This is a genomic window from Haladaptatus sp. ZSTT2 (assembly GCF_037081775.1).
Lineage (GTDB): Archaea > Halobacteriota > Halobacteria > Halobacteriales > Halococcaceae > QDMS2.
In genome coordinates this window covers 274,788-301,063 of sequence record NZ_JBAMHQ010000002.1, presented here as the reverse complement: position 1 = coordinate 301,063, position 26,276 = coordinate 274,788, and the positions used below count along the sequence as shown (strand labels likewise).

20 protein-coding genes are annotated in these 26,276 nt (G+C 55.1%); 9 read left to right on the top strand and 11 right to left on the bottom strand.

What is annotated here, in order from left to right; translation table 11 throughout:
* Positions 1-607: 607 nt before the first annotated feature.
* Together V5N13_RS16220 and V5N13_RS16215 are read right to left on the bottom strand one after the other, a co-directional pair.
* Positions 608-2,599, bottom strand: coding sequence for a TRAP transporter permease (locus tag V5N13_RS16220; RefSeq protein ID WP_332900168.1), 1,992 nt, complete (start codon positions 2,597-2,599; stop codon positions 608-610).
* Between the two features lie 12 nt (positions 2,600-2,611).
* Positions 2,612-3,658 carry a TAXI family TRAP transporter solute-binding subunit gene (locus tag V5N13_RS16215; protein WP_336361658.1) on the bottom strand — a complete coding sequence of 349 codons (1,047 nt, stop codon included), beginning with the start codon at positions 3,656-3,658 and terminating at the stop codon, positions 2,612-2,614.
* Positions 3,659-3,890: 232 nt separating this feature from the next.
* Here V5N13_RS16215 and V5N13_RS16210 point away from each other — a divergent pair, with 232 nt between their 5' ends.
* Both V5N13_RS16210 and V5N13_RS16205 read left to right on the top strand, forming a co-directional pair.
* Positions 3,891-5,444, top strand: coding sequence for a long-chain-fatty-acid--CoA ligase (locus tag V5N13_RS16210; protein WP_336361657.1), 1,554 nt, complete (start codon positions 3,891-3,893; stop codon positions 5,442-5,444).
* Positions 5,445-5,555: 111 nt separating this feature from the next.
* A complete protein-coding gene (locus V5N13_RS16205; RefSeq protein WP_336361656.1) occupies positions 5,556-6,695 on the top strand; it encodes an acyl-CoA dehydrogenase family protein in 1,140 nt (379 codons plus the stop codon).
* A 50-nt stretch (positions 6,696-6,745) separates the two neighbouring features.
* Here V5N13_RS16205 and V5N13_RS16200 read toward each other — a convergent pair whose 3' ends face one another.
* Positions 6,746-7,882: a thiolase family protein gene (locus V5N13_RS16200; RefSeq protein WP_336361655.1), complete on the bottom strand. Its 1,137-nt coding sequence runs from the start codon at positions 7,880-7,882 to the stop codon at positions 6,746-6,748.
* A 252-nt stretch (positions 7,883-8,134) separates the two neighbouring features.
* Here V5N13_RS16200 and V5N13_RS16195 point away from each other — a divergent pair, with 252 nt between their 5' ends.
* On the top strand, positions 8,135-8,926 hold the full coding sequence (locus V5N13_RS16195) for an IclR family transcriptional regulator (protein ID WP_336361654.1): 792 nt from the start codon (positions 8,135-8,137) through the stop codon (positions 8,924-8,926).
* A gap of 575 nt (positions 8,927-9,501) precedes the next feature.
* Positions 9,502-10,875: an MATE family efflux transporter gene (locus V5N13_RS16190; protein WP_336361653.1), complete on the top strand. Its 1,374-nt coding sequence runs from the start codon at positions 9,502-9,504 to the stop codon at positions 10,873-10,875.
* 91 nt (positions 10,876-10,966) lie between these two features.
* Here the strand turns inward: V5N13_RS16190 and V5N13_RS16185 are convergent, their stop codons facing one another.
* The 6 genes from V5N13_RS16185 to V5N13_RS16160 form a co-directional block, all read right to left on the bottom strand.
* Positions 10,967-11,179, bottom strand: coding sequence for a hypothetical protein (locus tag V5N13_RS16185; protein ID WP_332900175.1), 213 nt, complete (start codon positions 11,177-11,179; stop codon positions 10,967-10,969).
* Positions 11,176-12,309, bottom strand: a complete 1,134-nt coding sequence (locus tag V5N13_RS16180) for an ABC transporter ATP-binding protein (RefSeq protein ID WP_332900176.1) — start codon at positions 12,307-12,309, stop codon at positions 11,176-11,178. The genes V5N13_RS16185 and V5N13_RS16180 overlap by 4 nt, the downstream gene beginning before the upstream one ends.
* Entirely contained in the window at positions 12,302-13,342 is a 1,041-nt protein-coding gene (locus V5N13_RS16175; protein ID WP_332900177.1) for an ABC transporter ATP-binding protein, read from the bottom strand. Before V5N13_RS16175 ends, V5N13_RS16180 begins: the two co-directional genes overlap by 8 nt.
* Complete coding sequence (locus V5N13_RS16170) at positions 13,332-14,330, bottom strand: ABC transporter permease (RefSeq protein ID WP_442904988.1); 999 nt, start codon at positions 14,328-14,330, stop codon at positions 13,332-13,334. The genes V5N13_RS16175 and V5N13_RS16170 overlap by 11 nt, the downstream gene beginning before the upstream one ends.
* Position 14,331: 1 nt before the next feature.
* Positions 14,332-15,294, bottom strand: a complete 963-nt coding sequence (locus tag V5N13_RS16165; RefSeq protein ID WP_442904989.1) for an ABC transporter permease — start codon at positions 15,292-15,294, stop codon at positions 14,332-14,334.
* 111 nt (positions 15,295-15,405) lie between these two features.
* The gene (locus V5N13_RS16160) at positions 15,406-17,127 is read right to left on the bottom strand and encodes an ABC transporter substrate-binding protein (protein WP_336361652.1); all 1,722 of its coding nucleotides are present in this window, start codon (positions 17,125-17,127) and stop codon (positions 15,406-15,408) included.
* Positions 17,128-17,512: 385 nt separating this feature from the next.
* On the opposite strand from V5N13_RS16160, the gene V5N13_RS16155 reads away from it, so the two are divergent.
* The gene (locus V5N13_RS16155; protein ID WP_332900181.1) at positions 17,513-18,298 is read left to right on the top strand and encodes a creatininase family protein; all 786 of its coding nucleotides are present in this window, start codon (positions 17,513-17,515) and stop codon (positions 18,296-18,298) included.
* A gap of 320 nt (positions 18,299-18,618) precedes the next feature.
* Positions 18,619-19,380 carry an IclR family transcriptional regulator gene (locus V5N13_RS16150; RefSeq protein WP_336361651.1) on the top strand — a complete coding sequence of 254 codons (762 nt, stop codon included), beginning with the start codon at positions 18,619-18,621 and terminating at the stop codon, positions 19,378-19,380.
* Positions 19,381-20,160: 780 nt separating this feature from the next.
* Here V5N13_RS16150 and V5N13_RS16145 read toward each other — a convergent pair.
* Together V5N13_RS16145 and V5N13_RS16140 are read right to left on the bottom strand one after the other, a co-directional pair.
* Positions 20,161-20,928 (bottom strand): IclR family transcriptional regulator, encoded by a 768-nt coding sequence (locus tag V5N13_RS16145; RefSeq protein ID WP_336361650.1) that lies wholly within the window; start codon positions 20,926-20,928, stop codon positions 20,161-20,163.
* Between the two features lie 418 nt (positions 20,929-21,346).
* On the bottom strand, positions 21,347-22,195 hold the full coding sequence (locus V5N13_RS16140) for a 3-keto-5-aminohexanoate cleavage protein (protein ID WP_336361649.1): 849 nt from the start codon (positions 22,193-22,195) through the stop codon (positions 21,347-21,349).
* Between the two features lie 103 nt (positions 22,196-22,298).
* Between V5N13_RS16140 and V5N13_RS16135 the strand changes: the two genes are divergently transcribed.
* From V5N13_RS16135 to V5N13_RS16125, 3 genes are all read left to right on the top strand, one after another.
* Positions 22,299-23,075 (top strand): SDR family NAD(P)-dependent oxidoreductase, encoded by a 777-nt coding sequence (locus tag V5N13_RS16135; RefSeq protein WP_336361648.1) that lies wholly within the window; start codon positions 22,299-22,301, stop codon positions 23,073-23,075.
* 153 nt (positions 23,076-23,228) lie between these two features.
* On the top strand, positions 23,229-24,347 hold the full coding sequence (locus tag V5N13_RS16130) for an ABC transporter ATP-binding protein (protein WP_336361647.1): 1,119 nt from the start codon (positions 23,229-23,231) through the stop codon (positions 24,345-24,347).
* A 470-nt stretch (positions 24,348-24,817) separates the two neighbouring features.
* A complete protein-coding gene (locus V5N13_RS16125) occupies positions 24,818-26,239 on the top strand; it encodes an ABC transporter substrate-binding protein (protein ID WP_336361646.1) in 1,422 nt (473 codons plus the stop codon).
* The last annotated feature ends 37 nt before the right edge of the window (positions 26,240-26,276 follow it).

Genomic DNA, 26,276 nt, shown 5'->3' with positions numbered 1-26,276 from the left:
CCTATTTGTACAATCTATCCAAACTGTCCAAACTAGTTCGACTATCACAACCGATTCGGGTAGATTGTGTGTCCACTCTCGAGTGGATTCATAATTCGGACGACTGCGTGTCCAGTGTAGCTGGCGAAATTGAGTGCTGTATCGAAATTCATACCCGTTTCCATATATACGAAGAAATATTATGATAATTATCTGTCTGATGGGTTGGGAGAGCATACCCGTTCGTTAGTAGTGGACTAGAATCGCGCCAACGCACTCAAATCGCCCATTATCTTCGAAATCTCGTGATCATAAAAAAGTGGGTCGGGGTAGCACCAAATCCACTCACAATTATCCTTAAAAATAGTTTTAACGCCGAAACAACCACATCTGCCGAATTATTTCTCACGGAAGCAGATAAAAATTTTTGCCTTCTCGGCACAGAACGACATACATAAAATATATTTCATAACCATCTAACCGCCATAGTTATGTCATTAACCTGTGCTGCGGTCATCCAATAGATTTTGGGCATTCACTGCAATAGCTTTGAGCGCTGTGCAGAAGTAATAGGGCGTCACCACCCCGGAAATCACGAACGATGATGGTGAGAAAACGCAGTGTTGCGTTACTCCGCCGGCGTGACGACTGCGGGGAGCCGGTCGAGGTGAGCCAGCGTGAGACCCGCGAACGCAAGCGCTCCAGCGCCAATCTGAACGAGGGTCATCGGCGCGTAGAGGGTGATTACCGAGAGGGCGAGATACGCCCCACGGTGGGGGAATCCGAGGTCATGGCGGCCGTCGTAGCCAGTTGTCGCCGCGACGAGTGCGACGACGCCAATGAAGACGATAATCGCGTGGAGCGGCGTCGCCGGGAACGACCAGAAGATGAGACTCGGGTTGGTGACGAACGCAAACGGAATGAAGAAACCGGGCGCGCCGATACGCATCGCCTGCATACCCGTCTGCAGGAAGTTCGAATCGGCAATCCGTGAGCCAACGGCGACCGCCACCGCTACCGGCGGCGTGATAGCCGACAGCATCGCGAAGTAGAACACGAACAGGTGTGCAGTAATCTCAGGAACGCCAATCTGGATGATACCCGGGGCGACGAGGATGACCACAAGGATGTACGCCGCCGGCGTTGGCATTCCGAGCCCGAACAGGATGCTCAGCACCATCGCCATCAACAGAACCGAGATGAGGACGCCACCAGCCAGTCCGACCATCCGGATGCTAATTTTCTGTGCGAGGCCGGTTTGGGTGAGCATGCTGATGATGACGCCCATCGACGCGAGCACGCCAACGAGCGGGGCCATGTCCACCGCACCGTCTCTGAACCCTTCGAAGGTTTTCCGAGTCGTGTCGACAAGCGTGTCCACCGATGGACCACCGACGAGAAGGTCACGGACGAACATCGTCACGACCATCGTGACCGAGGTGTACAAGCCCGCACTGAGTGGAGTCAATCTGAGGACGACGAGCGTGTAGATGAGCACCACCATCGGCACGGCGAAGTGTGCGCCCTTGCGCAGGATGCTCCGGTCGAACTCTCCGGACTTTTCCGTCGTCCAACCATACTTGAGGACGGCGAACTGGACTGCGATGCCGACGCTAAAGTAAAAGAGCAGCGCGGGCAGGATACCGGCTTGGAGGATGCGGACGTAGGGCACCTGCAAGATGTCGGCCATGATGAATGCCGCAACGCCCATCACGGGGGGCATCATCTGCCCGCCCGAGGAGGCGACGCTCTCGATAGCAGCGGCGAAGTCTGACCGGACACCTTGGCGCTTCATCATGGGGATGGTAAAGCTCCCGGTGGTTGCGGTGTTCGCGGCCGCACTCCCCGTAATCGACCCCATCGCCATACTGGAGATGACGGCAACCTGTACGACGCCCGAGCGAAGTTTATTGCCGAGTTCGGTTCCCACGTCGAGAATGTAATCGAGCGCGCCGTAGGTTTTCGCCATGCCAGCGAACATGATGAACACCGCGACCCACGTCGTCCCGACCCCGAGAATAAACCCGTACGTCCCCGAGAGCCCGACTGCCCCGAAGCGGGCAACGTCCTGCCAGTTCATACCGGTGTGACCAAGGAAGCCCGGCAACCACGGGCCAGCCATCGCATACCCAATCGCGGCGATGACGACAGAGGTGATCGCAAAGCCGTAGGCTCGGCGTGTGGCGTCAGAGACGAGCACGACGATGAGTGCACCTACGATGAAATCCACCTCCGAATAGCCGAGGACGGGCGCGTCAAACTGGAGGCGCTCGAAGTTGAATTCGATGTAGGCTGCGAGCACGACGGCGAGCGCGGCGCTCACCAACGTGAGGTAGCCGTCATATGGCCCTATTATCGACCGCAGCCGCCCGGTGAGCGAACCGTCGTGGTCGATATCGCGGTCGCGGTACGCTTTGAAGTCATCAGTCCCGAAGACATGTTTCTTCGTCTCATAGAGATAGAAGAGTGCGACACCCGCCCCGAGAAAAATGTTCGAATGGCGAACGCGAACGAACGGGCGGTCGAATGCGTAGTAAAACGTATAGATCGTGAGTACCACGCCGATGAGATAGATGGCACTCGACAGGAGTCGTTCGCGCGAAAGCGTGGAGGAAGCCATTGGTCGGAGTGCCTACTCCTCTCCGCGAGTGAACTCATCTGACCAGAGACCTTGCTCCTCGTAGAAATCAGCCGCGGCAGGGTGGAACGGGATGCCGTCGTAGGCGTTTTTCACCCAGAAGTCGCCTTCTGCGAGCTTGTTGAGGAGGCCGTGGTATTCACCAAGTCCTTCACGATGCTCGTACAGCGTCGTCAGAAGGTTGTACACTGCGTCGTAGCTGAAGTCGTTGCGGACGACGAAGTTGTACGCAAGTGACGGCATCATCGTGGGCTGTGGAGTGTAGGCGTAGTTCTCCAGTTTGGACGTGTCCACTTCGGTGAGGAGGAGACCGGGGTCTTCTTCCATCTTGCTGATGGCCTCGTCGCTCCATCCGAGCATTCGGAGGTCGACCGTCCCCTTCATCTCCTGAAGCCAGCCAGGTTCGATGGAGAAGTTGACCAACGTAGAGGCACCCACGTCGAGGCGGCCCTCGCTCATGGCACTGCCTTGCCCGCCGTAGTCGATGCTGACGCGTTCGTAGTCGCCAGCAGCCGCATATCCAAGGGCGGTTTCAAGCATTTCTGCTGTCCCGGAGCCACGCGGCGTTGGGGAGACCCTCGCACCATCTGCGATGTCGTCGGTCGTTTCCCAGCCTTCGTTCGGCGTTGCGAGGAACCAACCGAGGTCGTAGAGGTGGAACACCTGATTTGGGGTGAACGAGAGGTTGTCGAAGGGTTTTTCGCCTGCGTTAATCTTCGCCGCAGTCCAGTTCTGGATGTAGGCGATCTGCACTTCTTTACGGTCGAGTCGCCCGATGTTGGCGTTCGTTCCCTCACTTGGGCGGGCGTCGATACGAACCTTTTCAGTGTTCTCGTTGACCACTGCCGCGATGCCCTGACTCATCGCGTAGGCCGCCGTCGTTTCGGTAGCCGTGGTCATCACCATATCTGTGGTGCCAGAGCCTCCAGAGCCTCCAGAGCCTCCAGAGCCACCACCGTTGCCGCCCGAATCACCATCGCCGCCCCCGTCGTTATCGCTTGACCCACCCGTACATCCAGCCAACGCCGCAAGTCCTGCCACACCAGCCGTCGTCTTTAGAAACCTACGCCGTCCGCTGTGGGACTGTCTACTATCGTCATTCATGTTATTCCGTTACAAAACGATAGTATTTCAATGCACTGATTGCCCCAAAACTTTCGAAAGCGTGTGGAGAGTTTGCCACAGAGACACGACGCATACTACGGGTGGTGAGCGCATCCGACTCCCGCGAGAGGAACGCTTATCATGATAGTTCCCATCACGTCGATAACGGATGACAAACCTCGTTACTGACTTCAGCGACACCGTAGAGGCCATGCCCGAGGCAACCGCCATCGTCTTCGATGGGGAGTCGATGACCTACGAAACACTGTGGGAGCGAACCGGTCAATTCGCCGCCGCGCTCTCAGAGCGGGGCATTGGTGCGGACGACCGTGTCGCCATCTACCTGCCGAATCTTCCGGCGTTCGTCACCGCCTTCTATGGGACGCTACGAGCCGGCGGCGTTGTGGTTCCGATGAACCCACAATACAAAGCCCGCGAAATCGAGCACCTCCTCGCAGACAGCGAGGCACGCGCAGTCGTGACCCTCGCTGAGAACACCGCAGCTGTCGAAGAAATCATCGCAGATACCGCCGTCGAACACGTCGTGAGCGTTGGCGAGCCGGCCGCAAACGCAACCGATTTCGAGGCGTTCCTCGCCGACCACACCATTCCGGCCGTCGAGCGAGCCGATGACGACGTCGCCTGCCAACCCTACACGTCGGGGACGACCGGCACCCCAAAAGGGGTGCTCCTCTCCCACCACAACCTCGCCTGGACCAGCCGGGTGAACGCAGAGCTACTCGATGGGGGAATCCATTCTGCGGATAAACTCCTCGGGACCCTTCCGCTCTTTCACATCTATGGCATGTCCGCTGTGATGAACGCGGCCATCATCAACGGCGCGGCGTACTATCCAATCGTCGAATGGGACGCTCAAACGGTGATGGAGACCATCGATAGCGAACGGCTCACGGTAATGTACGGCGTTCCGGCGATGTTCAACGACATGATAAACCAACCGAACGCAGACGAGTTCGACCTCACGTCGCTTCGGTTCGTCAACTCGGGCGGGGCCAGCCTCCCAATCGAGGTGCTGGAACGCTTCGAAGAACGGTTCAATGTCGCACTGTATGAGGGCTACGGCCTCACAGAGACCAGCCCGACGACGCACGCCAACAAACCCGGTGCCCGCCGCAAAGGGAGCATCGGTCGAACGCTCGACGGCGTCTCCTCGAAAATCGTCGGTTCTGACTTCGAAACGCGCCCGCGCGTCGAACGTGGGCCGGTTGACGCAAACGAGGTGGACCTCGACACCCACGTCGGCGAGCTCGTCGTGAGCGGCCCGAACGTGATGCTTGGGTACTACGGCCTCCCCGAGGCGAACGAGCAGGCGTTCACCGACGAAGATGGGACGCGCTGGTTCCACACCGGCGACCTCGGCTACTGGGACGAAGACGACTACTTCTACGTCGTCGACCGCGACAAACACATGATCGTCACCGGTGGATACAACGTCTATCCACGTGAGATAGAAGAACTGCTTTACGAGCACCCTGCGGTTGCGGAGGCGGCCGTCGCGGGGATTCCTGACGAACGCCGCGGCGAGACCGTGAAAGCATTCGTCGTCCTTGCGAGCGGTGCTGAGGCAACCGCAGAAGAAATCAAATCGTACTGCCTCGAACACCTCGCGGCGTACAAACACCCCCGCCAGGTTGCCATCGTCGATGAACTCCCACGCACGACGACCGGCAAGGTGCAGAAGTTCGAACTCAGCAAGGAGTAGATACTACGACGCCACACAGACGGGAATTTGTGGCAAGTATCGCCATCGGGTGTGACTCATCTGATACGACCGTCGGAATTTTCTTAACAGTGTATCTGTGAGTAAGGTGTAATGGCGTTCAGCCTTTCAGACGAGCACCGAGCTATCCGGCAGGCAGTCCGGGAGTTCGGCGAGAACGAGATTGTTCCCGTCGCCCGCGAGCACGACGAGCAAAAGAAATACCCAGAAGCCATCCGAAAAAAGGCCGCACAGTTCGACTTTGTGGCACCCAACATCCCGCTCGAATACGGCGGGGCGGGAATGGACAAGCTCTCGTCGGTCCTCGTGACCGAAGAGTTGTGGCGCGCAGACCCCGGCATCGGCTCTGCGGTGGGCTCTGCCGGCTTCGGGACGGACATGATCATCGAGTTCGGGTCCGAGTGGATGAAAGAAGAGTGGCTCCCGAAAATCGCCGCCGGAGAGTCCGCCTCTGCGAGCGCCATCTCCGAGCCAGCCCACGGGTCGAACGTGGCAGGCATCGAGACGCGCGCAGAGAAGGACGGCGACGAGTACATCCTCAACGGAAACAAGATGTGGATTACGAACGGCACCGTCGCTGACGTGGCCGTCGTCATGGCCAAAACCGACCCCGACGCGGGACATCGTGGCATCACCGCCTTCCTCGTCCCCACAGACGTCGACGGCCTCACCGCCGATAAAATCGACAACAAACTCGGCATCCGCGCCTCCGACCTCGCAGAACTTCGCCTCTCAGACGTGCGCATCTCCGAGGAAAACGTCATCGGCGAGGTAAACGAAGGCTTCTACCAACTGATGGAGTTTTTCGCCTCAGGTCGAACGAACGTCGCCGCGCAAGCCGTCGGCGCGGGACAGGGCGCACTTGATGCCGCACTTGACTACGCCGGGGAGCGCGAGCAGTTCGGCAAGCCAATCTCTGAGTTCCAAGCTATCAGCCACAAACTCGCAGAGATGGCAACGAACGTAGAGGCTGCCCGCTCGCTCGTCTACAGAGCGGCGACCGCGGTCGAAGAAGGCGACCAAGACCTCGCCTCACGCTTTTCGAGTATGGCGAAGCTGTTCGCCTCAGAGCGCTCTGTCGAGGTCGCAGACGAGGCCATCCAGGTCCACGGCGGCGCAGGATACGTCTCAGACCACCCCGTCGAGCGCTACTACCGCGACGCGCGCATCACCAAAATCTACGAAGGGACGAGCGAGATACAGAAGACCATCATCGCGAAACAGCTGCTCTAAGTGGTCGGCCAATTTTTTCGTGACTTGCGTTCGAAAAGCGGTGCCACCGGTCAGGGCAGGAAGAACTCGATGGCCGCACCCTGGCCGTAGCCCACACATTCTGTCGCCAACCCGCGCTCTGCACCCCGACGGTGCATCTCGTGGATGAGCGTGACCGGAAGGCGTGCGCCGCTCGCCCCGAGCGGGTGGCCAATCGCGATTGCGCCACCGTTCACGTTGAAGCGCTCGTCGTCGAAGCCGAGTTCGCGCTGACAGTAGAGCGTCTGGCTGGCAAAGGCCTCGTTCAACTCGACGAGGTCGTAGTCTGCCGCAGTCGTCCCAGAGCGTTCGAACAGTTCCTTGCACGCCGGAATAGGGCCAATCCCCATCACTTCGGGGTCGACACCGGCGACGCTGTTGTTGCCGACTTCCGCGAGGATGTCGAGGTCGTGTTCCTCGGCGAAGGCACGAGAGGTGACCATGACGCCTGCGGCACCGTCTGAGAGCTGAGAGGCGTTGCCTGCATGAACCGTCCCACCTTCTTTGAACGCGGGCGGAAGTCCAGCGAGTTTCTCTGCGGTCGTCCCCGGGCGCAGGCCCTCGTCTTTCGTGATTTTCTCCTCGCCGTTGTCGATGGGGACGATTTCGTCGTCGAATTTGCCTTCTTCGGTGGCAGCACACGCCCGTTGCTGAGAGCGCGCGCCGTAGGCGTCCTGCGCTGCACGTGAGATGTCGTATCGTTCTGCGACGGCCTCTGCGGTCGCACCCATCTCGAGGTCGTCTGGGTTCCAATTAGCAGCGATGCCCGGATAGTTGCCGATGCCGTACTGGCGCGACACGCGAGTCATCGACTCGACACCGCCGGCGATGATACAGTCGCGTTGGCCCGCCCGGATTGCGTCCGAGGCGGAGATGATGGCTTCCGCCGAGGAGGCACAGAGCCGGTCGATGGTCGTCGCCGGGACGGTCTGACCGAGGTCTGAGAGCAGTGCGATGACGCGGGCGATGTTGTTGCTCTGTTCGCCCTCTTGTTGGGCGCACCCCCACCGGAGATCATCGACCTGTTCTCCGCTGAGCCCGGTCCGGGCAAGCATCTCGTTTACGAGCGGTACCGACAGATCTTCGCTTCGCACCTCTGCGAACACGCCGCCGTGTTTGCCCTGTGGCGTCCGCACCGCGCTGACGATGACGGGTTGGTTTTCCTCCATAGAAATCACTCGAGGGCTACCGCAGAAATCGAGTTTTCGAACCGTTCTCGGGGGGACTCGCGAGTAACACGAGGCGTCGTACGTAGGTCTCTTTCGAGACACACAGTCTCACACATGTATTCACGAATTGGAGGTGGGACTAATAACCATTTGGACAGGGCGATATATCGCGCACCGTGACAGTGGTGTCACCTAATGAATTCTCGTATAAGTGAACTTTATATATAAACGCTCAAAACAAGTGACTCAAGCATGGTAAACAAAAATTCCGGGTCGAAAACGGGTGGGAACAACCCTCCAACACTGAAAAGTTTGGACAACACGTTCACCATCATTACAGAGCTACAGGAACGGGGAGGGGCGCGAGTGACCGAACTCGCAAACGCGACAGAGCTCTCGAAAAGTTCGGTGTACAAGCACCTCACTACGCTGGTGTCACACGATCTCGTGACCAAGAAAGCCGACCAGTACCATCTCGGTCTCCGATTTCTTGACGTTGGTGCGCATGTCCGACATCAGATCGAAGGAGCGCGCATCATCAAAGAAAAGCTCCGCGAAGTGGCAGAAGAAACAGAGGAGACAGCCCAGTTTACCACAGAAGAGCACGGGCGAGCAGTGGTTCTCTTTCGCGAGACGGGGCGACGAGGCGTGCTCACGAAGGGTCGAGTTGGGAAACGGTTCCACATCCATCAAACCGCCGCTGGAAAAGCGATTCTCTCACAATTTTCGGACGAGCGCGTCCGCGACCTGATTGCGAGAAACGGGCTCCCACGGGCAACCAAGGGAACAATCGTTGACGAGGATGAACTGTTGGACGACCTCGAAGCCATCCGTGAGCGTGGCTATTCGTACAACAACGAGGAGAGTACGAAGGGGTTGCGCGCGGTGGCAGTTCCGCTCATGGCCCCAGATAGGAACGTCCTCGGTGCCTTTGCCGTTGCCGGTCCGACCCACCGAATGAACCAAGACCGACTCGATGGCGAACTCCCCGAACTCCTTCGGAGTGTCGTGAATGAACTCGAATTGAACCTCACGCACATGTAGCGCAGTGACGTTTGGTATTATGATAATTATAGATCCAACCGACAGAGAGTAGAGGAGTTATGGCTTGAGTGGCTCATCCACCTGTTTTTAGTTGTGTATGTCTATTCTGAGCAACCTTGTTCAGGATATCTATACTCACAGTAATAGACTAGTAGCATTCTCTCACGGGGTTTTTGGGATGCTAGACAATATCGAGAGGTTCCAGCGATAATTGAACCGGAGATAGAATTCAGTTCGTCGATGGTACGCGCGCACTCACAAGAGAGAACGTAGAGATCCGAGAGGAACTTTTCGGTGATGTCACGGCACGGGATGCCCACAATCTACGAGAAGGTAAGCAAGCAGGCTCACTAGGTGTTCGCCAGTTTGCCCGTGATAATCGACTTTCTCAAGGAGGTCTTTCACGGTAGTACTGCATTGAATCGTCGTCAATGTCATGGTACGTGATTGGAGGTATTGTCGATACCTGCTTTGTTTGCTGAAACGATTCCTGATGCAACCTATGTAGGTAGTACCCCTTCAGAATCGCCGCGACCGACACATTCTTTCTCTCGTTAGTTGTTGGTGATGTACGAATGTCCAAGCCGCGGGACAGAGTTGTCGCTACCTGGCAGTCCGTGATGGCACTGTCCTGGCCAATCGTGGTTCAACAGTTTCTCAACACGTTGATGCGTTCAATCGATATCGTCGTGACGGGATTCTTCTCGCCGGCAGCGGTTGCTGCTATCGGGTTGGCCGACCTATATGCGCAGGTTCCGTTCCGAATCGGGCGTGCACTAGGGACTGGTGGGATTGCTCTCTCAAGTCAAGATACCGCTCGGGGCGACGCGAAAACCCGTGATCAAGCCACGACCCAAGCGCTACTCATCGGATTTCTGGTCGGCCTCCCGATCGTCGTCATTGGGTTCACCCTGGCGGACGCCCTCATCGCAGTTCTCGGCGCCGAACTGGAAGTCGTGAGGATGGGAGCCAGCTATCTCACGCTCGTTTTTGCAGCCGCACCGCTCCGAATCGTTGCGTTGGTTGGTGCACGCACCTTGCAGGGGACCGGTGATACGCGAACACCGCTCGTGGTAAACGGGCTCGCGAACGTCGTCAACATCTTCGCAACTGTCGGATTGGGACTCGGACTCGTGGGGCTCCCGCGGCTTGGTATCGTGGGTGTCGGGCTTGCAACTGCGTTTAGCCGCGGGCTTGAGTGCCTGGCGATACTCGGAATGATAGGGAGTAACCGAACTGAACTGTCGCTCAGGCGACCACGAGACGCCACTGTTACGAAGCAACTGGTCGCAGTTTCTCTCCCCAACTTCGCGGAGGGAATGAGTACATCTGTCGCAAATTTTCCGTTCAACGCCTTGTTACTTGTCTTTGGGACAGAAGTGAGTGCCGCATACCATATCGGACGGCGAATCTACCAACAGATAGCAGGCCCCCTGTACCGTTCGTACAGCGTCGCTGCGAGCATTATCGTCGGGCAGAGACTTGGTGCGGGAAAGCCGGCCGACGCCCGCTTTTCGGGCTTGGCCATCACAGCTCTCAGCGCACTCACGCTCGGGGTCGTTGGCACTTCAATCTGGATCATGGCAGAACCGCTTTCGAGCATATTCACAGCAGACCCGGAAACGCTTGGGTACGCTGTTACCTTCACGCGCATCTCCGGGATTTCGATGTTCTTCTTCGGAGTCTTCTTCCCGATGGCAGGAGCACTCCAAGGCGCAAGCGATACCCGGACGCCATTCTACGCTCGGTTCACCGGAACCTTCGGCTTCATGCTTTGCTTCAGTTACCTCGCCGGTTTCTGGCTTGGGTACGGACTCTCTGCGGTCTATCTTGGAATCGTTCTCACGTACGTCTGGTGGGCACTCGTTGTGAGTGCGGGCTTTCTCTGGGGTGATTGGGCCGAGAGAGCAGAACAATTGATGGCCGACCGAGCCTCGACAGCAGATTGAGAACCTCCGCTGTCGTCATCAATGTCCTTGCCCAATTGTGATCACAACTCGAACAGCGCGGAAAAATTAGCACCAAGAGTTAGTTGTCTCCTCAGAAGGGCCGTTTTCCGAGAGCGAGGCGACCGTCGCTATCGAACGCGACGCGACAGATGACGTACCATGTTGCAATTGAGAGCACAACCGTCACAACGAACGCAAGGACGCCCGTCAACACCGTCGAGATTATCGACTGGTATGCCAGGACGAGCAAGAACGTCAGCAGTAGCGGAACCAGCGACTGGAGGGTGTCCTGCACTCGAATCATTCGTTTGCCCCCGTGGTAGTGAACGCTCCCTCATTCTCAGGTGACGTGGTCTCAATGGCTCCGTTTTCGTGCAGGAAGTTCTCCGGCGCGTACCGGTCTCTGGATGCCGATTCGAGCGTAATACCCCCATCTTCACCGAACGAACCGACGTGGATGCACGCGGTTTCGTGACCGACTGTCGCGCCGTCGACCTGTTCTAGGTCCGGGTCGATAGAGCGACACTCTTCGGTCGCCTCCGGACAGCGTGGATGGAACGAGCATCCTTTCGGTGGGTCGATAGGTGACGGTACCTCACCCGAAAGTGGTTCTCGCTGCTGTGCGAGTTCCGGGTCTGGTTCTGGAATCGCTTTGAGCAGTGCTCGAGTGTATGGGTGCTGTGGGTTCGCAAACAGCTGTTCCGTCTCTGCTATCTCGACGATTTCACCGAGGTACATTACCGCGACTCGGTCACAGACATGCCTTATGACTGAGAGGTCGTGGGCAATGAACAAGATAGTGAGGTCGTACTCCACTTGGAGGTCTTTGAGCAGGTTGAGGATCTGCGCTTGGATCGAGACGTCGAGCGCCGAAACGGGTTCGTCGCACACGAGAAACTCCGGTTCGACAGCGAGTGCACGCGCGATGCCCACGCGTTGGCGCTGTCCGCCGGAAAACTCGTGAGGATACCGGTTTGAGTACTCGGGTGAGAGGCCGACTTGTTCCATGAGTTCCTCGACGCGTTCGTCGCGTTCGCCCTTGTACAGGCCGTGAATCTGCATCGGTTGTCGAATGATCTGACCGACGCTCTTTCGTCGATTGAGACTCGAAGCAGGGTCCTGAAACACCATCTGGATACGCTTTCGGAACTGCTTGAGTTCCTTTGACGTGAGCGAAGTCACGTCTGTTCCATCGTACGTGACGGTACCAGCGGTAGGTTCATCGAGTTGAAGAATGCTTCGAGCAGTGGTCGATTTGCCAGAACCAGACTCACCGACGAGCCCAATCGTCTCTCCGTGACTGATCTCGAATGAGACGTCTTGGACTGCTTTGACCGTCTGCGTCGCACCGAACAACCGGTCGATGAAGCTGTCGTTCTGTGTGAAATGCTTCGTGAGACCATGGACGCTCATTATCGTGTCGCGGTTAGTCATTGGAGACACCTCCATCCGTCGTTGCCGAATTATTTGAGCTTTGAGTCATCGTCGCTTGATTGTAGCCAAGGGCGTGGATACAGGCGGCTTCACGCCCCGCCTCAACCTCACGTAGGTCGGGATCCGTCTGTGAACACTCCTCTGTCGCGTGGACACACCGGGGGTGGAACGAACACCCAGTCGGCAGGGCGGTCAAGTCTGGAATTCGACCCTCGATAGGTGTCAGTCTGCTCTCGTTCGACCGGAGGTTCGGAATCGACCGCATCAATCCTCGTGTGTAGGGATGGCGCGGAGATTTGAAGAGGTCGTGTACCCCTGCCCGCTCGACGATACGGCCTGCGTAGACGACGGCAACCCTGTCGCAACTTCCCGCGACGACTCCCAAGTCGTGCGTGATGAGAATGACACTCATCCCGTACTTTTCCTGAAGTCGGTCGATGAGGTCGAATATCTGTGCCTCAATGGTGACGTCGAGTGCCGTCGTCGGTTCGTCGGCGATGAGAATATCCGGGTCACAGGAGATGGCCATCGCGAGGAGAACTCGCTGGCGCATTCCACCAGAGAATTGGTGTGGATAGTCATCGACGCGGGCCGCAGGTTCGGGAATCCCAACGTCACTGAGGAGTTCAATTGTCCGCTCTCGAGCCGTCGCTTTCGTTGCGTCTGTGTGTTTGCGAATGACCCGAGAGATCTGACTTCCGATCGTGTAGACGGGGTTCAGCGATGTCATCGGGTCTTGGAACATCATTGCGATGTCGTTGCCGCGAATCTGTCGCATCTCCGCCTTACTCTTCGTTAGCAAATCCTCTCCTTTGTACCGGACGGTTCCTTCCTTGATGTATCCCGGTTCGTCGATGAGTCGCATGACCGACATCGCGGTGACACTCTTTCCAGAGCCGGATTCACCGACGATACCCAGTACTTCCCCCTTATGTAGGGTGAAGGAGTTGCCGTCAACCGCTTTGACGACTCCTTCCTCTGTGTGGAACTGGGTGACCAAATTCTCGACTTCGAGTATCGGTTTACTGGTCATTGGAACCCTCCTGAGAATACCGTGGGTCGAGGGCGTCACGCAGTCCGTCACCGAGTAGGTTGAACCCAAGGATGATGATCATGAGCGCCAATCCCGGGAAGACTGGGTACCACCACTGGCCGCTGTAGACGAAGCTCCGCGCGTTCGACAACATCAGTCCGAGGCTCGCGGTCGGTGGCTGTAAGCCGAGTCCAAGGAATGACAGCCCCGCACTTGCCAACACTGCAGTCGCCATGTAGAGCGTCGCTTGGACGACGACAATTGGGATGGTATTGACGAGGATGTCACGAGTGAGGATATGTGAATTGCTCGCACCGAGTGACTTTGCCGCGTCCACGTAGTCTTCTTCCATCTCTTTGAGCACCGCACTCCGCATCACCCGTGCGAATCTCGGAATGTACGCGAACCCGATGACGAAGATTATTTTCGCGAGGTTTGGAACGACAACCCATCCGTAATCTGTCTTGCCCGCGCCGAGGATACCGATAATCGCGATGGCTAAGATCAGACTCGGGAACGAGAGGATGATATCCATCGCTCGCATGATGGTCTCGTCTACCCAAGAATTACCCAGGTAACCCGCAATCGCACCCAGAGTGATGCCAACGGTCATCGCGACCAGATTGACGCCAATCGAGATCATCATGAGCGTCCGAAGCCCGAAGATCATCCTCGAAAGGAGATCGCGACCGTGATTGTCCGTCCCCAGATACGCTGTAATCTCTGCGTTCGATTCACCCTCGACGAGCAATGTAGAGCCCGGTGGGAGCGGATTATGCTCTCCGTCGGGGGCATCGAACTGGGTGGCAGGGTCGTGTGGTGCGATGACCGGCGCGAAAATCGCAGCAAAGAGGGTAAGACCGATGATTACCGCGCCGACTATCGAAAGACGGTTCTTCCGGAACTCCCGCCAAAACTGTTCGAACTGGCTCCGGTGTTCACTGGTCTTCGGTTCTTGCTCCATCGTGCGTGTCTCTTTTGTAGCCATTTCAGTTCCCTCCATCTTCGCGGATTTTCGGATTGAGGTACGCATAGAGGACGTCCACGCTCAGGTTTGCGAAGACGAACACACACGTGATGAACAATACCAGTGCACGGATAACCTCGAAGTCCCGGCGGGCAATCGCTGTGATAAACAACTTTCCAAGTCCGGGAAGATTGAACACTGTCTCTGTCAGAACTGCACCATTCAGCAATCCACCGATTCCAATTCCAATAACGGTTACAACGGGGATGAGTGCGTTTTTCGTCGCGTCTTTCAGCACAACTTCGACTTCGCCAATTCCCATAGCTCGGGCCGTCCGAACGTAGTCTTGATTGAGCGTTTCGAGCATCTCAGACCGAGTCATACGCTGGATAATCGCTGCCCGAGCAGTTCCGAGCGCGATGACTGGGAGGAGGAGATGCTGAAGGTTTGCAATCGGATCTTCGAACGGTGATATCCAGCCGCCCGTCCCCCAATCGAAGTTGAAGGTGACGCCGAACACCATGATCAGGACGATGCCTAACCAGAAATTCGGAATCGAGATGCCCGAAAGCGCCCCGATACGAGACAGGTGGTCTGCGGGTTTATTCTGTCGAACCGCACCGATGATTCCTGCCGGGATTCCAATGAGTACGGCGAGAAATTGGGCGAGGAGAGCGAGTTCGAACGTGAGCAAAAGGCGGCTTTTGATCAACGTCACGACAGGCGTCCCCTGCTGGACAGTCCACGAGGTACCAAGGTCACCTTGAATCGCGCTGCTTGCCCACAGCCAGTACTGGATGTAAAACGGCTGGTTCAGTCCGAGCTGTTGGCGTACCTGTTGAATGATCTGTTCGTTCTGGAGCGGCCCCAGCATGACCGCTGCCGGACCCCCCGGTGCGATGTGGAGCAAGCCGAATACGCTCACACTCACACCGAACAGTACCGGTATGATCAACAATAATCGTTTGAGGATAAATCGTCCGATGCTCATAGGTTCAATGTATGAAACAAAATGTTGGTAATGATTTCCATGGTTGTGACGTCAATCGCTTGCAGATGATTGATAATGACTCTTTTTGTGGATTACCCTGGATTATCAGTCTTTTGTCACGGGACGGAGGTCAGACGAGAACGACCCCATCTCGTATCCGGACGCCGCATCACTCCATGCAGCAAGCCGACTCGAGTAAGCGATGTCGAGCTGGATCGCATTTTCGACGAGGTACTCCTGCAGCCGGTAGACAATCTCTTTTTGTTCTTGTTCATCAACCGTCCGTTGGGCTTTCTTCACCGTTTGGACGTACCAGTCGTGTCCGTTAGAGAAGTCACCTTCGGCGTCTTCCGGCGCTGGCGGTCCACTTGGTGCGTATCGGTCTGGCAGGTCGGGAGACGCGTGGTGCCAGTTGTTGTGGTTACGGTCGTTTGGAACGAACCCAGTGCTGAGCCAGTAAGTTACGACAGGGACGGCGTTCGTCCAGTTCTCCAAGGCTGCGTGCCACGTCGTCGTGTTGTACACCTGGTCGAACAGTGCGGACTTCTCGAGCGTGGTTATTTCGACGTCGATGCCAATCTTCGAGAGCTGGTTCTGGATGACGACACCCTGGTCTTTGAGATGAGAGCCCTTCGTGACGAGCATCTCGAAGGTGAACCCGTCGGGGTTGCCGGCCTTCTCAAGTTCTTGCCGGGCCTTGTCGGGGTCGTACATCTCCATCTCCTTCAGCTTGGGCGACGTCCACTCGCTGTCCGGGTACCAGAGCCCATGCTGGGCAACACCTCTCCCGTAGAATATCTCGTCTAAGATTTCTTCTGCGTCAATGCCCCACTGGACTGCCCGGCGGTTGTTGACGTTGGACATCGGGTTTCCGTCCGCTTCCATGAGGTTCATGTAGAGCACTTCGGTCGTGTTCCCCGGGACTGCTCCCGTTTTGATGTTTGGGTCGTTTTGCAGCGACTCGAAGTCCTTGTCTGGAATCGAGGTCGTCAGGTCGGTGGTTCCAGATCGGAGATTTGCCAACCTCGTCGAATCCTCCGGCATGATCTGGAAGTTGATCTCGTCGACCTTCGGAATGCCGTCCTTCCAGTAATTCTCGTTCTTTTTCAGTAGCACGTTCTCGTTTGTGTTCCACTCGACGAATTCGAAGGGGCCAGTGCCGGCACCACTCGGGTCGGTCGTGAGGTTCGTTGCGATTCCTGTCGGCCCTTCTCGTTCACTGGCAGAGCCACGAGACCCCTTCTGGACGATTCCTTCGAGTCCCCGAGTCAGCCACCAGTTGAGGGTGGAGAACTCGGTCGTCAGATTCATCCGGAGCGTCCGGTCATCCACGATCTCTGTCCCTTCAACGTTCGGAATCCGGCGTCGAATCGGGGAGTTGTTGTCGGGATTCAGAATCCAGTCGACGGAATATTTGAAATCCTCGACGGTCACGTCGTCTCCGTTGTGGAACTGCAAGCCATCACGGAGCGTGTAGTCGAACGCAAGTCCGTCGTTTGTCGGCTTCGGTACCTCTTTGACGAGTCCTGGTGCGAGCTCCGAGTCGGGAGTTAGCTCGATCACTTCGTCGTAGATCAGACTCCCAATCGCACTCGAGCCCGTGTCAGCCCACAACGCCGGGTCGAAGTTCCACGGCTCTGAGGCAATTGCAACGTTTAGCCGAACTGTCCCACCTGCGGAGCCAGAACCACTGCCATTGTCACTTCCTTCGCCACCGTTGCCTCCCGAATCACCCGCGCACCCAGCAAGCGATGCACCCGTGAGTGCACTGGTCATTGCAAGGAACTGTCGTCGATTGATGTCGTACTCGATGATGTCTCTAGCCATGTGTATGCTTACCTATTGCCAACGTTTGACAATCCATCCAAAGGACCACCATCATTTAAATCTATTCATTATTGTCAATATTGTCAATGTTCCTTATAGCCTTTGGAAAACGATGGAGACGAGTGTTTCAGGTGTCTAATCCTCTGGTTCTTGTTGGAACTGGCTGGAAACTATCTGTCGTACTTGCCCAAAGTGCACAATCGTTCACAGGAACGTTCGATTTTCATCTGACAATATCGCCGCTTGTACAAAGATATAAATAGTAGATACACTTGGCTACTCGTAGACTTTCGATGTTAGCCATTAACACAGAGTCTTCGACTCAAGGAGAAGTAGTAGCGGCATTGTCACCACATTTCGGTGGACGAAAAAACGAGGTGGCAGTATGACCGTCTCGCTTAGCTACGACAGCTACGACCTCGGGAGCATGACGTGGGAAGACGCCGAAGAGGCCATTGAGGATGCGGATTTCCTCGTCTTACCAACCGGTGCAATCGAGCAACATTCGATCCACCTCCCAGTTTCGGTCGATACTCTCCGGGCGGAGAACCTAACCCGGATACTCGTCGAAACCGCAGCAGACCGTGATCTCTCAATGATCCGCCTGCCCACGCTTCCATTCGGATACTCGGAACATCACATGACCCGGGCAGGGACCCTGACACTGATGCCAGATACGTATCAGAAAGTCATCGAAGAGCTCGGGGCCTCGATTTCACAACACGGGGCCAAGCGATTGCTTATTGTCAACTGTCACGGTGGCAATAACCCACCACTGAAGCTCGCGGGGGATCGGCTCCAGCGAGAGCACGATATCGAAGTGTATCTCGTAAACTGGACCTCGTTCGCTCGAGATCAACTGGAGACTCGCTTCGGAGAAGATTGGAGCCATGCAGGCGAACACGAGACGAGCGTCACTGAACTGTTCCACCCAGAGCTAGTTCGGACAGAGAAAAAGGAGAAACAAGAGCGTAAGGCCAAATTCAAAGCAAGACAATACACGTGGTACACCGACATCGCAGTCCAAGGTGGCCGTGGAGACCCCAGAAATTCAGACGCCGAGTTCATGAAAAAGGTAGTTGCCGACACGACCGACCGCATCCTAGATGCACTGGAGGGGGATCTTGCACAGACGACTGACGGTGTCAATACACTCGAACAAACCTCATAGTCACTGAACGAAGTTCTCGATATACTCCGATAGCGTCGTGGTTGGCGTTTCTATTGCAGTGTTTTTTCCGCAATTTGCCTTCGACCAACAGTCCTGACTTGATTTATTCCGGATGATGGAGTGGAGGCGCAACAATTCCGCGATGCTACGAGACACCTCCTTCGAGAAACCACATTATGACACTGAACAGAGTTGTCTGAGACTGTTGGACAGGATATGGAACCTCCAACAGCCTCGAACTCCCTTGATTCGCGGACATTGTCAACGAGATAGCGACTATTGGAGGAACATATATGTGTGTACAGTTCACACGGTAACTCATGTCTGGTGCAAAAACTAAGCCACTCAAATCGCTACGGTCAGCCTTTGAAGTCATCGACTTCCTACAGCGGTCGGGTGGGTCAGGAGTCACAGATGTCGCAAACGAGCTCTCGATTCCGAAGAGTACCGCACACGTGTATCTATCCTCACTCGAGGAAGTCGGGTACGCAGTGAACGATGATGGGACGTACCGAATTGGAATGCGATTCCTCGAGATTGGCGAGAACGCCAGATCACAAAACCGGCTCTACGAACTCGGCTGCGAGGAGGTGGACCGGCTAGCAGAGGAGACAGGTGAGTTAGCGAGCATGATGATACCCGAACACGGATATGGTGTATACCTTTACCGAAAGCGGGGAGACCAAGCGATGCCTGTGAAATCCCACATCGGAAAGCACGTCGATCTCCACTGTCGGGCATCGGGAAAAGCCATCCTCTCAGCACTACCGAGAGATGAAGTCGAACAAATAATAGACGAAAGAGGGTTGGTTCGCAGAACGGACAAAACGATTACAAGCCGAGACGAACTCTGGGCAGAACTTGAGAAAATTTCGAAGCAGGGTTACGCCGTGAACGACGGAGAACTTCGAAAGGGGCTTCGCTGTATCGGTGCTCCAATTACTCGTGACGGTCAGGTTGTTGGTGCAGTGAGTGTTTCGGGGCCTGTTGGCCGAATACACGGCAAGCGGTTCGAAGAGGAGATTCCGAAACTGGTCAAGAACGCCGCGAATATTGTCGAGATTACCGTCTCATATTCTTGATTCCGGACGTGTCCAACAGTGTTGGACGGGGTGCGATGTTGTTGAAATCTTGTTGAAAATTCGGTTTATCAAACGGTGTGCTGTGTGGGATGACCGAGTTGATGATGCGCCTTTCGTGGTGAGGAAATGAGTTTGTGGATGCACAGTAGAGGCACAGTCCCGCCAAATTACCCCATCTGTTATCGATACAGCGTACTGCGGGTAGTGTCTCTCGCGAACACGTCATCGATGATTGAACAATCAATATCGATCTACAGTTTAATCCTCCGGACAGTCTCTATCAGCAGGATTCAACCTCGCATCAGTAACGTATCCGTTGTGCTAATCATACTACGATAATGTACGTTCCATCAATTTTGGACGGGCAGACAGCTATTCAATCAGAGATAGTTTCCCGTCGGGAGCGTCCATAGGGGGGCTCAAATCCTGAAATCCAGTGGTGAAGACAAACCCCAACCATAACAAGGGTACTATCGTTATGGCAGTACTGCTTGAGTCCTTGACTTGGGCGATTGAAGGGGAATAAACGTAGAAGTTCAATCGACGGCCACAGTCGATTCCATCCGAAACTGTGTCAATCGGGATTACGTTGAAATCTGTTTCTCAGCGAAAACTAGTTCTTGAAGGTTAGCATCCCAAAATCTGATAAATGAGGTTTACTCGCGCACTTTTATTGAGACGTTGAACAACGGAAAGCCATATCCATCACAAAGGTACTTCTGTTATCTTCAGGGGTGGCCCCCCTGCGTTGGGCGGAAAACAAAGCCAAGCAAAGAAAATTCAAGAAAGCGAGATCTCCAGTTCGAATTCGTTCGCGATTCCGAGCAGAATTTTCGGGAGTTCGGTCTCGAACCGGTCTGGCGTCATACGGTTCGCTGGGCTTGCCACACTAAAGGCCCCGATAATTCGTCCATCCCGACCCTTCACAGGGACACCAACTGCTTTCACACCATCGAGTTGTTCTTCGTAATTGTACGACACGCCTTCCGATTTGATAGCGTCGAGTTGGTCTACGAGCACGTCAACGTCAGTGATCGTGTTTTCAGTTGCCGCTGGCAATCCGTGAGTTGTGACGATTTCATGAACGCGGCTCCGTGGGAGTTGCGAAAGAATCGCCTTTCCGGCAGCCGTCTGATGGAGATAAAATTTCTGCCCTACATTTGAGTACTTCCAGACGGCATGCTTCCCGGATTCGGTGTACATATAGACGCCACGTCCGTTCTCCTCGACAGCAAAGATGGCACGGCAATCGGTCTCTTCGGCCATCTGTTTCGTGTATGAATTAGCAATTTGATAACTCTTCAGACGGTTTTGGACGTAGTTACCGAGATTGAGGAACTGCAGACTAAGATAGTAGATATCGCCAAATTTAACGACGTAATCTCGCTCGTGAAGCGTTGTTAGATGGCTGTGAACCGTACTGGGAGCGAGATCCAAATCCGCTGCAAGCTCTGTTACTCGTCCACCATCCTTCTCTTTGAGTAGCTCTATCACGTCCAGTGTCGTTTCGGTGGTTTGCAACGTTCGGCGCGGTTTGTGCGTGGTCATAACCACTGGTTCACACCCACAACATATAAAATTCGGCTCTCACGAAAACCCTATTTGATTCTGAGAATTTCGAAGGGAATTATTGAATGCCATGGATTCCCAGTTCGGTTTGCGTTATAAAATACGCCAGTGTCGAATTTGTCTAACCGACACGCAATATACATTACGGATGGAATGTCCGTTTCCAAGCGTTATGAGGGCTCTATAGCGCAACGTCGAAATTCGATATAGGACATAGATACTCTTGAAAACGCCACCAATTTTCCCCCTTGAATTTCGATGTGACGAATCACACAGTTTCAAATGTGTGGTCAGCAGTCGATGAGTCCCCTACTATCGAGCGAGGTCGAACACCGACAGATGTCGGTCACCTACCAATCGGCCACGAAAAACGTTGTTTACGTAGATTCTCCGCCAGTTAGAGCCCGAGAATCTCGCGGGTCTCGGCCGGTGACGCGACGGGACGCTCTAATTCTCCTGCAATTCGAACGGCTCTGGCTACGAGCTGGGCGTTGCTCTCTGCGAGGTCGCCTTTGCGATAGTAGACGTTATCTTCGAGCCCAACTCGGACGTGCCCACCCATTGCCATCGCCATCGTAGTCAGTGGCAGCTGGTGTTTACCGACTGCGAGGCACTGCCATTCAGCCCCGTCGGGGAGATTATCGACGAGATTAAGCAGGTTTCGCGGATTCGGAATCGTCCCCGTCTGCATCCCAAGAATGAGCGTACACCAGTATGGCTCGTCGAGATAGCCTTCTTTGATGAGGTGGTTCACTTCGGTAAAATGGCCGGGGTGGAACAGTTCCATCTCTGGTTTCACACCGTGTTCTGCCATCTGGGTTGCGAACTCTTCGTTTTGCTCTCGGCAGTATTTCCGAACCGTTCGCGGCCCGAAATTGAGTGGACCTAAATCAATCGTCGCAACATCGGGACTCGGATCAGTCTCTAAGACAGGGCGGATACGGTCTTCGCGAGACTGGCCACCTCCGGTGGTGAAGTTGATGATAATATCCTCACACCGTTCGTCGATTGCGTCGCGAATCGCCTGGAATCGTTCGACGGACTTGGTGTCAGACCCATCAGGATTTCGAGCGTGTAAATGGACAATCGAAGCACCCAGTTTCTCACATTCGCGGACGTCTTCTGCAATCTCGTCTGGTTGCGTTGGAAGGTTCGGATTCGCTTCTTCTCCGTGAAGTCCACCAGTCGTGGCGACGCTGATGATGACTTTCTTATCGAAGTAGTCTTGGTAGCCACTGTATACCATACCAGTAGAATGGTGGGAAGCTACTACTTATACTTTTGGCGAGGCGCAGAGTGCCACTCCCGCCGTCAATATGCTTATATATTAGATAGTCACATCGTAACATGTGAGCCTGAATAGCACAGCCGTCGTTACCGGCGGCGGTCGTGGAATCGGCCAAGCAATCTGTCTCGAACTCGCACGAAGTGGGTCCGACGTTGTAATCGCCGACATCAACGAAGAAGCGATGGAGGAGACAAAACAGCTCGTCGAAGACGAAGGGCAACGAGCCCTTACCGTGGAAACAGACTTGCAGCAACTTTCAGACGTAAAACACACCGTTGACCAGGCGCTCGAAGCGTTCGACTCAATCGAGATTCTGGTGAACAATGCGGGAATCGCCGGTCCGACTCGATATTGCGAGGAGATAACGCAGGACGAATGGGAGCAGACGATGAACGTCAACCTTCGAGGTCCGTTCTACATGTGTCGGGAGGTTCTCCCGATAATGAAAGACCAGTCCTATGGCAGAATCGTTAACATCGCGTCCGTAAGCGGGAAGCGGCCACTCGAACAACGACTCCCCTATGCGACGACAAAGATGGGACTAATCGGCTTTACTCGAACGCTCGCTGCTGAAGTCGGCGAACACGATATCAACGTAAATGCCATCTGTCCCGGTTCCGTCGACGGCCCTCGAATCACAAAGGTGTTCGAGGAGAAGGCGAATGCGACTGGACAGAAGTACGCTGATGTTCGAGCGGCAGCAGAGGAGGCAAGCCCACGTGGCGAATTGGTCTCACGAGAAGATGTCGCCAAAGTCGCTGTGTTCCTCAGTTCGAGTGGGTCAGACCGAATTACTGGTCAAGACATCAACGTCTCGGCTGGCAAGGTCATGTACTGAGACAGAGGACAGCCCGCATCGCCAGGAGCCTAAACGACCCGTCCGACATAATCCGCCTCGTAGGTGTGGAAAGAGCAGTGGCTGAGCAATAATATGTCTCCAGCCACCCCTAACACATGATTTATGTAATAGAGTGGTATACTGGTTGTTACCATGGCCAGAGTTAGCATTGAAAATTTGACGAAAGTCTACGGTAAAGACGTCGTCGCGGTGGATGACGTCTCCATAGATATCCAAGATGGTGAGTTTGTCACACTGGTTGGCCCCAGTGGCAGTGGAAAATCGACGATTCTACGCATGCTCGCCGGCATCGTTTCCGCAACCGACGGTACAATCTCGTTTGGATCACACGACGTCACCGACACTCCCCCACAGCAACGTGACATTGCGATGGTGTTCCAGAACTATGCCCTGTACCCGAACATGACCGTCAGAGGGAACATGGAATTCGGGTTGAAGATGCAGGGGATGGCAAAACAGAAACGAGCGGAGGCCGTCGAGGAAGCGGCCGCGATGCTTCAGATTCAAGATCTGCTCGACCGAGAGATCCAGGCGCTCTCTGGGGGACAACAACAGCGTGTGGCTCTCGGTCGGAGCCTCGTGCGAGACCCTGAGGTATTCTTGCTCGACGAGCCACTCGCGAACCTCGATGCGAAGTTGCGCGTGGACATGCGTGCAACCCTCGTTGAACTTCAGCGGAAGCTCGGTGTGACGACCGTGTACGTCACGCACAACCAGATCGAAGCAATGACCATGAGTGACCGGGTCGCTGTCGTCCATCAGGGAGAGATACAACAACTGGCAGCACCACAGGAATTGTTCAACAACCCCACCAACCAGTTCGTGGCGGACTTCATCGGAACGCCGAGTATGAATTTCCTCGATTGTGAGGTGACCCACGAGAGTGATTCGGTGATTCTCGATACAGGAATACACCAAATTACGCTCCCTACAGGTGAAGAATCGGTGGTATCGATGCAAGAGAAAACGACCAATGGAGCCAACTATACTCTCGGTGTCAGGCCACAACACTTCAACGTTAACGCGGAAGGAGGGGCAACAGGCGAGACGTCGCGCACGGCTCGAATGGAGGTTATCATGGTCGAAACAGCTGGTGACGAGTATATCTTACATCTCGAGAAAAACGGTGAACGGGTGATTGTTGTCGTGGATGAGGGAACGGAGGTCGCGCGCGGCGACACCATCGAAATCGAATTTATCCCTGAGCGGATGCACCTCTTTGACGCTGCAGACGGTCGGGCTGTGGTCTGAAAGAGACGGGTTGACTTTTCACCACCACAAACGCCCACGTCGGAGTCCATCTGCGAACAACACCAACCCAGCAATAAGCAAGACGAGCACCGCACGGACACGCTCATCAAGCTCGGCACCCGTAAGCGCAAGTTCCCCGCTCGCAAGTTGAAAGAAGAGACTGAATGCGATCGCGGTAGCAAGTGACCCGAAGAGCACTTCGAGGAAAACGACAGCGCGTTTCAGCCGAGCATATCTTCGAGCCATACTATCTCCTGCATGCAACTCCTGTTAAAATTTCCTGTAGGGGGACCGCAACCACCACGATGAAACTGGAAGAATGAACGCACCGTTTCAGCTCTCGAAAATTGCGTTAAGAGCCACACTACGGTTGCAGACAGAGGTTAGTCGTTGTGACAATAATCCGTCTTGATTGTTACGGAAGTATGAGTAACATTAATGTAGTAGTGATTCAACGGTCAAGGTAGAGTATGGCTAGTCATACCAACACAGAGTCACCTAACGGTGATGAACAATGGAATCGCCGCATGTTTCTCACGGGCGCAGGGGCTGCCGGCGCTGCAGCGCTTGCTGGATGTCTTGGTGGGTCTGAGTCCGATTCAGGAGATGGCTCATCGGAAAGCTCGAAATTAAAACTGCTGACGACGTACACTTCATCAGCTTCGAAACGCTCCTACAACGAAGCGAACGATTCATTCAAAGCGAATCACGAAAACCTCGAGATTGAGATGGGGTACACGAGCTGGGAGAAAATTTACAACCGGCTGGTTCAGGCTGCGCGGACAGAAGATTGGCCAGACCTCGTGTTCTTCCTCGACAACGAATTGAATCTCCTGTTGAAAGACCAAGGGTTTATCGAAGATCCGAAACGGTTGATGGATGCTGCTGAGGAGTCTGCTGGGAAGATTGCCGCTGACGTCCCCGAGACTCATTATCTCGATAAAGACGGGTCGTTCTACACGATGCAGTCGAACAGTCAATCGAACACCACCTGGATGCGCACAGACGTGCTCGAAGCCATCGGTGAAGAGTACCCAGAGTCGTGGAACGACGAACTGCGAGTGCTCAAGAAGGCGCACGAATCGGACGAGTTCCCGAACCTCCACGGTACCGCCATCTCGACAGCGAAAAATGCCTACATGGCCACTGTGTTCTTCTCGCGTCTCCGTGGTGCTGGCGGAAACGCACTCGACCCCGAAAAGAACGTCGCGTTCGACTCTCAAGTGACGAGAGACACCTTAGAACACTGGAACGCGATGGCCGAATACGGCGCACCGGGCAAAGAGTCGTTCAGTTACGGCGACATCTACACCAACTTCGCAGCCGACAAGGTTGCATCGTGTCAGTACTGGGGTCGGACGTACATCAACGTCATCGAACAAACACCCGACATCGCGGACAAGGTGACGACATTTTCACACGCCCAACCAGACAACGACAAGGCGAGTCCCGACGAGAAATCGCTCATGTCGGGTGACGGTGGCCAGCTCATCAAAGGAGGTGAAAACAAGGAGGCAGCCGTCGAATGGTGGAAGAATTACGTGAAGCCAGAATTCTTCGTCGATAAGTTCATGAAAGGAACGCCCGGAAACACCGTTCCGATGTACGAAGGACACCAGGACGCATGGGATGAGTTCGACGTGTGGACTGACTACGAACACGGAACGGAGATCCGTGATAATCTCGTGGCTGACACCCGGAAAGCGCACCCGAAGTGCCGTGCTGGCCCCGAGTTCGAGGCGTTCCCGGAACTGGCAAACATCATCAAGAAACCGGTGATGAGCGGGCCTGGTTCCAGCTACTTTGCGGGCAACATCAGCGTCGACGAAGCGGCGAAAGAAATGGCAAAGAAAGCAGAACAGGAGGTTGCCAACTATGGCAGCGGAAACTGATGTGGCAGAGTTGGCGTGAATCAGAACAAGGTACTGA

Bases quoted from the DNA above. Each gene is read 5' to 3' on its own strand.
- V5N13_RS16220 (WP_332900168.1), bottom strand. From the start codon at position 2,599: ATGGCTTCCTCCACGCTTTCGCGCGAACGACTCCTGTCGAGTGCCATC.
- V5N13_RS16210 (WP_336361657.1), top strand. From the start codon at position 3,891: ATGACAAACCTCGTTACTGACTTCAGCGACACCGTAGAGGCCATGCCC.
- V5N13_RS16205 (WP_336361656.1), top strand. From the start codon at position 5,556: ATGGCGTTCAGCCTTTCAGACGAGCACCGAGCTATCCGGCAGGCAGTC.
- V5N13_RS16200 (WP_336361655.1), bottom strand. From the start codon at position 7,882: ATGGAGGAAAACCAACCCGTCATCGTCAGCGCGGTGCGGACGCCACAG.
- V5N13_RS16195 (WP_336361654.1), top strand. From the start codon at position 8,135: ATGGTAAACAAAAATTCCGGGTCGAAAACGGGTGGGAACAACCCTCCA.
- V5N13_RS16190 (WP_336361653.1), top strand. From the start codon at position 9,502: ATGTCCAAGCCGCGGGACAGAGTTGTCGCTACCTGGCAGTCCGTGATG.
- V5N13_RS16185 (WP_332900175.1), bottom strand. From the start codon at position 11,179: ATGATTCGAGTGCAGGACACCCTCCAGTCGCTGGTTCCGCTACTGCTG.
- V5N13_RS16180 (WP_332900176.1), bottom strand. From the start codon at position 12,309: ATGACTAACCGCGACACGATAATGAGCGTCCATGGTCTCACGAAGCAT.
- V5N13_RS16175 (WP_332900177.1), bottom strand. From the start codon at position 13,342: ATGACCAGTAAACCGATACTCGAAGTCGAGAATTTGGTCACCCAGTTC.
- V5N13_RS16170 (WP_442904988.1), bottom strand. From the start codon at position 14,330: ATGGCTACAAAAGAGACACGCACGATGGAGCAAGAACCGAAGACCAGT.
- V5N13_RS16160 (WP_336361652.1), bottom strand. From the start codon at position 17,127: ATGGCTAGAGACATCATCGAGTACGACATCAATCGACGACAGTTCCTT.
- V5N13_RS16155 (WP_332900181.1), top strand. From the start codon at position 17,513: ATGACCGTCTCGCTTAGCTACGACAGCTACGACCTCGGGAGCATGACG.
- V5N13_RS16150 (WP_336361651.1), top strand. From the start codon at position 18,619: ATGTCTGGTGCAAAAACTAAGCCACTCAAATCGCTACGGTCAGCCTTT.
- V5N13_RS16145 (WP_336361650.1), bottom strand. From the start codon at position 20,928: ATGACCACGCACAAACCGCGCCGAACGTTGCAAACCACCGAAACGACA.
- V5N13_RS16140 (WP_336361649.1), bottom strand. From the start codon at position 22,195: ATGGTATACAGTGGCTACCAAGACTACTTCGATAAGAAAGTCATCATC.
- V5N13_RS16130 (WP_336361647.1), top strand. From the start codon at position 23,229: ATGGCCAGAGTTAGCATTGAAAATTTGACGAAAGTCTACGGTAAAGAC.
- V5N13_RS16125 (WP_336361646.1), top strand. From the start codon at position 24,818: ATGGCTAGTCATACCAACACAGAGTCACCTAACGGTGATGAACAATGG.